This window comes from Herbaspirillum lusitanum P6-12 (assembly GCF_000256565.1).
In the GTDB taxonomy this organism is placed as follows: Bacteria; Pseudomonadota; Gammaproteobacteria; order Burkholderiales; family Burkholderiaceae_D; genus Herbaspirillum; species Herbaspirillum lusitanum.
Map to the genome: position 1 here is coordinate 1 of NZ_AJHH01000005.1, position 429 is coordinate 429.

Consider the following 429-nt stretch of genomic DNA (forward strand, 5'->3'; position numbering starts at 1 on the left):
AGGTGTCGCTGGGACATTTTTCGCCGGCCAGCAACATGCTGGACTGGTCGCGGTTTGTTGCGCAGGCGCCGGTGCCGTTACTTCTCGAAAACGACCAGACCGAACATGGCGGGAAACTGGAATCGATCGCCAATTTCCTGGCGGTTTGTTCCGGCACCGGCGTCCCGGTCGGCATGACCTTCGACATGGGCAACTGGCGCTGGAGCGGCGTCGATGCCGAAGTGGCGGCCCGCACGCTGGCGGCGCACGTGCAATACGTGCACTGCAAGGGCGTGTGGAACGACAAGGGCAAACTCAAGGCGATCCCGCTCGACGAAGACGACGCTGTCTGGCGCCGCCTGTTTTCCCATTTCCCGCGCGGCGTGCAGCGCGCGATCGAATTCCCGATCATCGGCGGTGCTGCCGGCCTGGAAATCCGCCGGGAATTGT

At 63.6% G+C, this 429-nt stretch carries 1 pseudogene; it reads left to right on the top strand.

Features of this window, described 5'->3' with window-relative positions:
- A pseudogene (locus tag HLUSI_RS26250) lies at nucleotides 1-429 on the top strand (sugar phosphate isomerase/epimerase family protein); the annotation flags it as partial.